Source organism: Caballeronia sp. LjRoot29 (assembly GCF_964252755.1).
GTDB lineage: Bacteria > Pseudomonadota > Gammaproteobacteria > Burkholderiales > Burkholderiaceae > Caballeronia.
In genome coordinates this window covers 25,116-34,478 of sequence record NZ_CAXUPU020000037.1, presented here as the reverse complement: position 1 = coordinate 34,478, position 9,363 = coordinate 25,116, and the positions used below count along the sequence as shown (strand labels likewise).

Sequence of the window (9,363 nt, the reverse complement as noted above, 5' to 3'; positions counted from 1 at the left end):
CGCGCGAGCCGATGCCGGCTGTGTCGTGGGCACTTGCCATATCCGTTTTTTTGTGGGGAGAACCAGCGCCTTCGAGAGAGGTGCCTGGACAGCGAAGTGCATCTCACTCCGCTTGATGCTGTTCAGCGCGGCTAGCGCACTGCGGACGTTTCCACATCCAGCTCGGCAACGAGTACCTGCACCCAGTCGTCCGGGATGATCGGCTGGTGGTATGTACACTCACCCGACACCACCGTCGACCCATGCAGGCGGCCATCGGGAATCAGGACCATGTCGCCTTCGTGCATCTTGAGCTGCATGCCGACGTTGCCCCAGAACAGCATGTCGCCTTCCTGAATCGTGACGAGCCGATGGTCGTTGTGGACATGCGTCGTCGAACACATTTCATGCGGCTCGATGAACGTCTCGCGGTCAATACCGGGGCACTCGGCATCAATCCGCTTGCTGATGCGGCGTGCGAACTCGCAGTACTGAGGGATCGCTCCGAGCCATTGCAACTGCTCGCCGAGATCCCAACGGCCGCGTTCCGCCAGACGTTCGCCCGCTATCGCGCCCGACACGCATTGCTCGAATGCGGTATCGCCGAAGCGATCTGCCACGGTTTGCAGCGCGGTGGCGAAACGCCCGACCAACGCAGCCTTGCGCGCTTCGGCTTCGCCGGGTCGCCGGCCCGCTGGCTGCAGCCACGCGCATGCACGCTCGAGCGCGAGACCGAAAGCCAGCCACTCGGCTTCGGCCGCAAACACCGCGCCGGTCAGCGCAAATGCGCGATCCGGACGCCGGGCAAGCGCATACAGTAGATTGGTCTTGGCCATGCTCGTCGGCAGATAGAACTGCCAGTACGCATGCTGCTGACGTGTTACACCGCATGTTGCGGCTACACGATGCAGCAACGCGTCGTCGGGAAGGTCGCCTTCGAGTGTCGGCCGCGCGTCTTGCGGCAACGCGTCGAAATAGCCATTCGCCGCCGCACGGGCCACCGCGCGCCGCTTCGACGGCGCAAGCGCCCAGCGCTGCACCATGATGAAACGCAGCCCTTCTTCCAGATAGTCATTGCGCATCAGGCGCGCAAACGTTGTATCCCAGAACGTGCTTTCATCGTCGATGATGCGTGCAAGCCGCGCACTCGCAGGGGCCACGCTTTCTCCTGCCGGTGTCGCATTGCTCAAGTACGAAAACGCATACGCTTCAAGGAACGGCGTGAGCTGTGCGCCCAGCGTCCTGACGTCGTCGCGATAGAAATCCGTGAAGCGCTCCCAGTCCGCAGCCTCGCCGCTGCGTGGCATGCGTGCGGCCTCCAGTTCATAGATCGAGAGCAGCGTACGGTTCGACGCCAGCGATGGCAACCGGCTGACGTTGTCGGCGCGCACTGGCTTCATGAACTTGAGAAATTCGAAATCTTCAGGGCGCAACGGCCGGCGATGATAGTCGTCGTCGAGCAGTAATTCATCAACGGTGGCGCTGCGAAACGGATGCGCGGCGGCGAACTGCCTGATCAGCGCCACGAACTCTTCGCTTCGCCCGGCAAAGGGCTCGAAGTCGAATAGAGCAGGATGAGAAAACGTCATGAATGAAAGCTCCTTGGACCGGCCGCGCCGGCGGAATCAATGATTGCAGTGCGTGAAGCTGCGTTTGAGGCGCCAGCGTGGCAACGTGGGTTCGCGGAGGCCGCAGTCGTCAGCGCGTCCTTGATCGAAGTCACGATTGCATCGACCAATTCAGTGCGTGCCGTATCGATGAAAAAATGACCGCCGTCGATTAAGCGTTGAGTAAATTGCCCCGATGTCTCGTGCTTCCATGCCGACAGGCTCTCAAATTGTTCGGATAACGAATCATTTTTACCGCCTAACGCCACCAACGGGCATGCGAGCGGCGCACGCAACGCATTACTGGGACGAACATAGGTCGCGCACAGATGAAAGTCGGCGCGAAGAACAGGCAGCGCAAGATCAAGGAAGCCGCGATCGCCGAGCAACTCTTCTGGCGTTGCATCAAGGCGCCGGAGCTCGTCGATCAGCGCTTCGTCGCTGGAATCCAGCCAGGTCTTGTCGATCGTCCGGCAGGCAGGCGCTGCGCACGCCGCTGCGCCGAACCACACGGGCATGAGGCCATGGCCGCAGCGCAACCAGTGCGCCAGTTCAAGACCGGCCAGCGCGCCCATGCTGTAGCCGAAGATCGCGAACGGTCCCTCGATTGCCTCTATTGCCGGCAAGGCTTCGCGTCCCAATGCGTCTGCCACGTCCGGCCAGCGATGCAGCGCGGGCTGCGCGCGTTTGGCGCCGTGACCCGGATAGTCCAGAGCGTGAAGGCGTATCCACGATGGCAACAATGTGCGCCACTCCCGATAAACCGCCGCACTTGCTCCGGCAAACGGCAGACAGATCAGCGTGACATTCATCCGCTACCTGTCTCAGGCCGCTTTGGCCCCGGCATCGACCGCCATCGCTTGACGCAGGCTGAGCGGGCGCATGTCGGTCCACACGGCGTCGATGTACGCAAGGCATTCGTCCTTCTTGCCGGTCTTACCCACGGACGTCCAGCCCGCGGGCAGCGTCTTGTAGTCCGGCCAGATCGAATACTGTTCCTCGTGATTCATGACCACGTTGTAGGTCGTGTTTTCGTCGCCCCAGCTCATGGAAACTCCTTAATGCGAATGAGAATGACTATTATTACAGCTTAAATCGTCTGGTGCAAAGCTCGCTTTGAAGATTGCTTATCAGCGTTGCCGCAGCGGGCTCGGAGCCCGAATGAGAGTGCGGCCGCTTCACCGTGCGGCTTGTCCAAGCACGTTGAGGCACGCTGGCGGTACCTGCGAGTCGCGCTGGACCGCAGCCAGATGTGCGCCAAGAACTCTCGCAAGCGAGGTGAAATCTTAATAAAAATTGTGAACAGGACCGAAGCATAGGCATCTACCATGACAAAATCACGTTATTGAGAATCATTTGCAATACGGAGAGTTTTTGGCGATCATGGATGCCTTGAGAAAGCCTGGACCACTCCATGGAAACGACGAACCCCGGTGTCAATGAAGACGCCCTGAACGTGCTGATGACACGCCAGTCTTACTGGCCGCTGGCCGAACCCGCGCCCGACGATTCCCAGCTTCAACAGATTTTCGATGCCGCCCTGCGCGCCCCTGATCACGGCGCATTACGACCGTGGCGCTTCGTGCTGATTCGCGGCGACGCGCGCCTGAAACTCGGTGAATTGCTAGTCGATCTCGCTTGCGCCCGGGCTCCCGGAGAACCGCGTTCAGCGCATGAACATCGTGGCCGCCGCGCGCTGGCCGCGCCCGTTGTGATTGCGCTCGTGGTGTCGTTGACACGCGAGACGAAGGTGCCTGAAGTCGAGCAATTGCTGTCCGTCGGGGCCGCGGCCATGAACATGCTGAACGCGATTCATGCGCTTGGTTTTGGTGGATTCTGGGCGACCGGTCCAGATAGTTACGAGCCGCAAATGCACCGCGCGCTTGGGCTGACCGAGCGTGATCGTTTGCTTGGATTTTTGTTTGTCGGCACGCCGCCAGACGGTGTGCGTGCGGTCGAGCGGCCGTCCAGCGATCGCTATGTGACTGAATGGCTCGAAGCCTGCGCCTGAAGGTGGCCGGCAGAATTGGTGCGATAACAAACGGCGAGCTCTACGCCATTTTCGTTCGTGCTCCTATTCCTCATCGGCTCGAGAGGAACGTCCGGCAATCCGCCGGGCTGGTTCGGCGTGAGCGCGTTTGATCCGCCGCCGCATACCCTCTCGCTGAAACGGTACTTACCATGCCCACGGGTCTATTGACTGAGCGCTCATTGACGCAGACATCGCGGCGGGATTTTATCGATGACTTCGATACACCAATCCGGCCGCCCGTCCATGAAACACAACCGCAATTCCTGCCGTTGCGCATGAACGAAACGCTTTCGCTCGATCCATGCGCGCCGGCTCCGGGCGAGATCTTTGTATTCCGGTTTCGCAGCCAGTGGCAACGCGTGAGCGCGCAGGATTCCGCGCAGTGGCTGACGCAGGATGAAACCCGGCGCGCGGCTTTGCTGCCCAGTCCCGCGCTGCGCTACCGGTATATATCGAGCCGCGCGGTGTTGCGGCTGGCCGTGGCCCGGATGCTCGGCTGCCAACCTGATACGGTTGAGTTGCGCGACGACACGCGGGGCCGGATGTTCGCGCAAGACGCCACCGGGAACATGGTTTTATGCGCCGACGTGGCTTATGCCGGCGTCTGGATCATGCTTGGCATCAGCGCCAGTTACCTGGGTTTGGGGACGTCGCTTCCTTCGTACAAGATGGCATCCGATGACGATGCATCGCTGGCGGGCCGGGTGCCGGGTCACGCTTCGCCACCTTCGGATGCTTTGCGCTTTAGCAAGCAGCGAGCGCGCGATAATAGTTTGCTTAGCGCTGCCGGACATCGCTCGGCTATCGATCATTCAAGCCTTGCGTTAGGCGAATCCGTTTCGGCTTTGGCTAGTGTTCCCAAGAGCGAGCCGTGGCATGTGTTTGACCTGCCTATGCCGGGGCAACTATGTGCGTCGGTTTGCAGCTCGACACCGCTAAGCACCATTTTCGCTTTTGGATGGAGTAAGCGAAATGATGGGTGAGGTTTGCTTGTGGTGGACGCGGCTACGCTTTGCTTGATCCGACTTGCAAGTAAGCGTTGTGGACCTACCTCGATCCATTCCGGGAACGAATTGTGCGTCTTGATTCCTGCGCTTACAGGTTGCGCGTGGGTTTGTCCCTTATACATAACTCACGCCGCTCATTGGCGTTTCAAACGCATTTGGCAGATTCCATTTGCGATGGTCGGCAATTGAAGTGAATGACCCTGATGAGCGTTCGCTGGTTTTGCAAATGCAAGAAGCCAGGAAGGAAATCATCGCTCGACGTACATCTGGCACGTCGCTACCGCAAGCTCTCTAGAGGAAAAACGTCATGGATAAGAATCGGGTTGAAGGCGCAGCGAAACAAGTGACCGGCTCCGTTAAGGAAACAATCGGCAAGATCACGGGCAACAAGACGACGCAAGCGGAAGGCGCCTCCGAAAGAGTCGCTGGCAAAGTTCAGTCGAAAGTCGGCAAGGCAGCCGACACCGTACGCGACATATTCAGGAAGTAACTGGGTAATGTGCGCGCTAAAGGCCGACCGGCTCCGGTCGGCTTTTTTTTGCTCCTGGCCTCGGTGTAGCGCACCGTCGCAAGAAGGCGCCTCGGACCTCATGCTCCGACTATTCCTACTGCGACAAGAAGCCCTTAACTAATTGCCTTGCTAACTACTTTGTGATTTAATGCGGTCATGTTCGATCACTGCCTTTACTTCAACTCAGCTGCCCTCGCCCGCCTCGTCGAGCGGGAGTGGACCGTTGTGTATGCAGAATTCGGGCTAACGCCACCACAGGGATTTGTGCTTCGAGTCGTACTCGCTACGCCCGGCTGCCTCAGCAGTCAGGTGGCCGACATCCTGGGCATAGCGCGGCCCACCGCAACCAGACTTATCGACAGCCTCTGCGAAAAGCAACTCGTCGAACGCCGTCAAGCCAAGGAAGACGGCCGGGAGTGGACGGTCCATCCCACTCCATCCGGTCTGACGCTCGATCGGCCAATCAACAACGCGAGCGCCAAAATTGCACGAACCTTGCGCGCAAAAATCGGCCCGGATTTATTCGAATCGGCGGTCACATCCATGCACGGCGTAAGGAAAGCATTGGCGTAAGTCCAACGCTTTTTTAAGGTTAAATAGTTGTCTTGCTAATCATAATGGAGGCAAGAAAATGAATAGCGAATTACGTCGCGTGGCCGTGGTTGAAAAGCACATGGGGTGGCGATGGTCGGCGGCCCGCGCCGCCGGCGCCGCTATGGCAACCCTTGGAATGGCAGCGCTGTTGGTCGCGCTTGCCTGCTCTGTCTCAAGCAACCGCGCAAACAATGCACGGTGCCTTCAGGCGTTCGCAAACGATGAACATCGTAGCGTTGACGCATTTTTCCAGGACCCGGCGCTGCAGGATTCGCTGGTGCAAGCGATCGATCAATGCTCGCGATGAACATTGATCGATCGTCGTCTTTGGTATAAAGGCGGCACATGCGGCAGACGTCTTTTCAAATGCTTTGCATGTAGTCGCGGTCTTCAGCGGGCAGCGATGAGAGCCAGTCTTGCTCAGTACCGGGTTCCGGCAAAACATGCCCGTATTCGACCATCTGCGCCGGAGGCAGTTCCGATATATAAGCCCAGACGTATCGCTTGGCAACGTCCGTGGTTTTCGAAATCGCGTCGACAATGCCCTCAAGCAACTCACGCTTGCGCTCAGCGGTGCGACCCGCGCGTATGTGTCCGTGTACGAAAATCTGCTCCGAGCGAAGAGGACTTCCACCCACGAAGTGGTTGCCTTGAGGCACGTCGTTGAAAATCACCTGAGCGAAAAAAGACTGCGCACCGGTGGCCTGGTTGTGAATCCGGGTGATGTCTTGCGCTATGCGTTGTTTTGCATCGGCGGAGAGGCGCCCGGTGGCGGCGAAAACAAAATAGCTAGGCATATAGACCATCCATACGCGAGAAAAACACGCTTTCGTTTTACGGCTTATCAGTTGCACATACAACCACTTGACAACTAATAAGACCCAGTCATATACAGTTGCAGCTACAACCAATTAGACGAAACGAGCCCGTTCAAGATAGTTGTAGCTACATCCTATTGCTTGCGGAACCGGCCAGATACACGCGTTAACCCGATAGTCGATTCGACCAACCGTCAGTCGATACAGACACAGAAACAAGCGTCACACCGCTCGCCCGACATCTTGAAGCGTTTCGAGCGCTTCCAAAAGCCGCTTGCTGGCTGGCCCCTTCATGAACTTTTGAACTTCGCTTTCAACCTGCTTCTGGGCGACTTGCCAATGAGGCTCCGCGCGTCGCAGCATCTTCAAGCCCTCCTTGCTCAGCGTGGCCACCTTGAATCGCGCGTCTTCTTCGCTGCCAACCTTGACCCAGCCGGCATCGATCAGGACCTTGAGGTTCCTCGAGATAGTGGTCTTGTCGAGCGCCGCTTCCACCGCGATTTCAGTGAAGGTCGCCGATCCTAGTCGCTCGAGCGCGCGAAGAAGCGAGAATTGCGTGATTTTTAATCCGATTGGCCGGAGCGCATCGTCGTAGACGCTCGTTAGAGCGTTTGCCGAGCGGCGGAATTGTGTGCAGTAGCAGTCCGTGAACATGACATTCCAGATTCGATTAGCGGCGGATATTCCCAAGCCGTTGCGATACCGCAATTAAGCGCCCTCTTAGCGCCGGTGAAATATCACTGGCGTCAAATAAGATGCATATGCAACTGCTTTAGTATAGCTCGCATCTCGCGTAGTGCGTCAATGCCAGATCACGGAAATGTTGCGTCAATCAGAACATGCGGCGCCGACCCGCTCGTTTATCGACAACGGGGCAATGGCGTCAACTCGTCTTTAGCGGGATCTAACGTGCCACCCAAATTCTTTCAGGCATCTACCAGGAATTCGTTACGGTTTTTATCGACGATCCAGTGGGGAGCCCGGCCGCGGCCAGACCAGGTCGCGCCACTCACCGCATCACGATACTTGGGTACGCCGGTTGTAGCGGCTACCGGTGCGATCGTCTTGACCTGCGTGTGGTGTCCCATCAGCTCGGCAAGCGAGATCTTATATTCGCCCATCTTTGCGACTATTTCAGCGAGGACGATTTCGGCCTGGCGCTGTCGCGCGACGTTCAATTGGTCCTGAAGCGCTTCGCGTTGCGCGAGCAATTCTTTAAGGGTGGGCATTTCCGTTTGCATTATAAAAATTGTTCTTTGAAGTTGTATGGGTGTTCGAGTGCGTATTAATCCGCGAAGGCAGAAGCAGGAAAAGGCGCGTTTTAGTTGCGATTCGTGGCTGCGCGGCTGTCTTCAACCGGGCAGCGAACTTCGTCAGAGTTTTCAGTCGCCGTGACGCCGCTAACGATAGTTGCCTGTCAGCCGACGATTCGAGAGGTGCTGCCTGCGCGCGGGGTTTCCCGCGCGCCTCTTCACTGAACCAGCGGTAGTGTACGCCCATCACGCCAAATCGACTTGGAACCGCCACTTTGCGGATCGATATAGATACAAATACAACGCTCGGCCCAACTGATCCAGTCGTCGATATTAACGATATCTTGCGCGCAGCGTCAGGCGCTGAATCTGGTGAAACAATCCGTTTGGCGCAAATGCCGACTCCTTAAGGGGAATGAATTCGGAAACTGAATCCGCAAGCGGGCGATCGTTCAGCAGGCAGTGGTCTTCAAGCGGGACACATCACGGGAGCATTAGGCATCCCGGCAATATTCGGGACTCATTTCGCGCTTCTGTCCGCCTGCCTTATCTTAGGCATTTAAGCATCGACACGCAGGAAGCTAAATGAAAGCATGAGATCGCACTAACAAGGTCGCAAAATCAAGTAGAACAATAAACCCAACCAGCGGTTTCACCCATTCGCCAAGCGCTCAATAACCAGGTCAAGCAACGCCCTCAGCCTTCCAAGCCGGCGCAGGTCGCGATGGTAGCCGAACCAGACGTCGCGACCGGGCGGCGACTCTCCCAGATCAATGCGATGTATGCCGGTCGTATTGTCGCCGAGCGCGCAAGGGAGGACCGCCAGTCCGCCTCCCTCCGCGCACATCCTGGCTTGGGCGCCGCGGTTGTTGCTGCCAAACGCAAGGTGCGCTTTCGGTAGCAGGCGTTTGAGCCATTCGACATCCGGTAGCGTTCCAAATGCGCTGTCCATGGTGACGAGGTTATACCCTTCGCCGTCTCCCGCCAGCGGCGGAACCATGTCGACCGGAGAGTAAAGCGCGTAGTCCATATGCCTGAACTTGCGCTGGATCACGTCGGCTTCATCGAACTGCGTAATGCGAAATAGCAGATCCGCGTCGCGCCTTGCCAGATTGAATTGGCGGGAATCGGTCACGAGTTCGATGCTTACGTGTGGATTCGCTCTAAGGAATTCGGCGAAGAGCGGCGTCAGGACATGAATGCCGAACCAGTCCGACGATGAAACCCGCAACACGCCGGTCAGATGCTTCTCCTTGCCGGCCAACGAGCGTTCGAACGCGAGTGCATCCTCCTCCATACGCTCCGCGTGCATCAGGACCGCTGACCCTTCATCGGTCAGGACAAAGCCATCGGTCGTGCGCTGAAACAAGGTTTGGCCAACTGCTGATTCGAGGGCTCGCAGGCGGCGACCCATGGTCGGCTGTGTTTGACCGGCCTGTTTTGCGGCTGCGCCAAGCGAACCCGTGCGCGCAATCGCCAGGAAAATCCGAACATCGCTCCAGTCCATTTCACCTCATGCATAAACGTTTGGTCGCCGTGCAATAACGTCGATTGCCGTAATT

Annotated in this window: 12 protein-coding genes; 5 read left to right on the top strand and 7 right to left on the bottom strand. The window is 57.9% G+C overall.

From position 1 onward, the window contains the following. Positions 1-131 precede the first annotated feature (131 nt). The 3 genes from ACSQ83_RS29665 to ACSQ83_RS29655 are packed head-to-tail and all read right to left on the bottom strand — an operon-like array spanning position 132 to position 2,635. Positions 132-1,568, bottom strand: a complete 1,437-nt coding sequence (locus ACSQ83_RS29665; RefSeq protein WP_436230591.1) for a peptide synthetase — start codon at positions 1,566-1,568, stop codon at positions 132-134. Next, positions 1,565-2,398, bottom strand: coding sequence for a thioesterase II family protein (locus ACSQ83_RS29660; protein ID WP_436230590.1), 834 nt, complete (start codon positions 2,396-2,398; stop codon positions 1,565-1,567). The genes ACSQ83_RS29665 and ACSQ83_RS29660 overlap by 4 nt, the downstream gene beginning before the upstream one ends. Before the next feature lie 12 nt (positions 2,399-2,410). Next, positions 2,411-2,635, bottom strand: coding sequence for an MbtH family protein (locus tag ACSQ83_RS29655; RefSeq protein ID WP_436230589.1), 225 nt, complete (start codon positions 2,633-2,635; stop codon positions 2,411-2,413). Between the two features lie 365 nt (positions 2,636-3,000). Here ACSQ83_RS29655 and ACSQ83_RS29650 point away from each other — a divergent pair, with 365 nt between their 5' ends. The 5 genes from ACSQ83_RS29650 (at position 3,001) to ACSQ83_RS29630 (ending at position 6,037) form a co-directional block, all read left to right on the top strand. After that, on the top strand, positions 3,001-3,597 hold the full coding sequence (locus ACSQ83_RS29650) for a nitroreductase family protein (protein WP_414968726.1): 597 nt from the start codon (positions 3,001-3,003) through the stop codon (positions 3,595-3,597). A gap of 170 nt (positions 3,598-3,767) precedes the next feature. Next, positions 3,768-4,601: a hypothetical protein gene (locus ACSQ83_RS29645; protein ID WP_414949725.1), complete on the top strand. Its 834-nt coding sequence runs from the start codon at positions 3,768-3,770 to the stop codon at positions 4,599-4,601. Between the two features lie 331 nt (positions 4,602-4,932). Continuing rightward, positions 4,933-5,115, top strand: a complete 183-nt coding sequence (locus ACSQ83_RS29640) for a CsbD family protein (RefSeq protein WP_414949724.1) — start codon at positions 4,933-4,935, stop codon at positions 5,113-5,115. Between the two features lie 177 nt (positions 5,116-5,292). Beyond that, positions 5,293-5,709 (top strand): MarR family winged helix-turn-helix transcriptional regulator, encoded by a 417-nt coding sequence (locus ACSQ83_RS29635; protein ID WP_436230588.1) that lies wholly within the window; start codon positions 5,293-5,295, stop codon positions 5,707-5,709. Between the two features lie 58 nt (positions 5,710-5,767). Continuing rightward, positions 5,768-6,037, top strand: a complete 270-nt coding sequence (locus ACSQ83_RS29630; protein ID WP_436230587.1) for a hypothetical protein — start codon at positions 5,768-5,770, stop codon at positions 6,035-6,037. Between the two features lie 55 nt (positions 6,038-6,092). On the opposite strand, the gene ACSQ83_RS29625 is transcribed toward ACSQ83_RS29630, so the two are convergent. From ACSQ83_RS29625 to ACSQ83_RS29610, 4 genes are all read right to left on the bottom strand, one after another. Beyond that, complete coding sequence (locus ACSQ83_RS29625) at positions 6,093-6,527, bottom strand: tautomerase family protein (protein WP_436230586.1); 435 nt, start codon at positions 6,525-6,527, stop codon at positions 6,093-6,095. Positions 6,528-6,770: 243 nt separating this feature from the next. Beyond that, on the bottom strand, positions 6,771-7,202 hold the full coding sequence (locus ACSQ83_RS29620) for a MarR family winged helix-turn-helix transcriptional regulator (RefSeq protein ID WP_414949719.1): 432 nt from the start codon (positions 7,200-7,202) through the stop codon (positions 6,771-6,773). Positions 7,203-7,474: 272 nt separating this feature from the next. Then, on the bottom strand, positions 7,475-7,777 hold the full coding sequence (locus ACSQ83_RS29615) for an H-NS histone family protein (RefSeq protein WP_414949718.1): 303 nt from the start codon (positions 7,775-7,777) through the stop codon (positions 7,475-7,477). Between the two features lie 676 nt (positions 7,778-8,453). Further along, a complete protein-coding gene (locus tag ACSQ83_RS29610) occupies positions 8,454-9,308 on the bottom strand; it encodes a LysR family transcriptional regulator (RefSeq protein WP_414949716.1) in 855 nt (284 codons plus the stop codon). Positions 9,309-9,363: the final 55 nt, after the last annotated feature.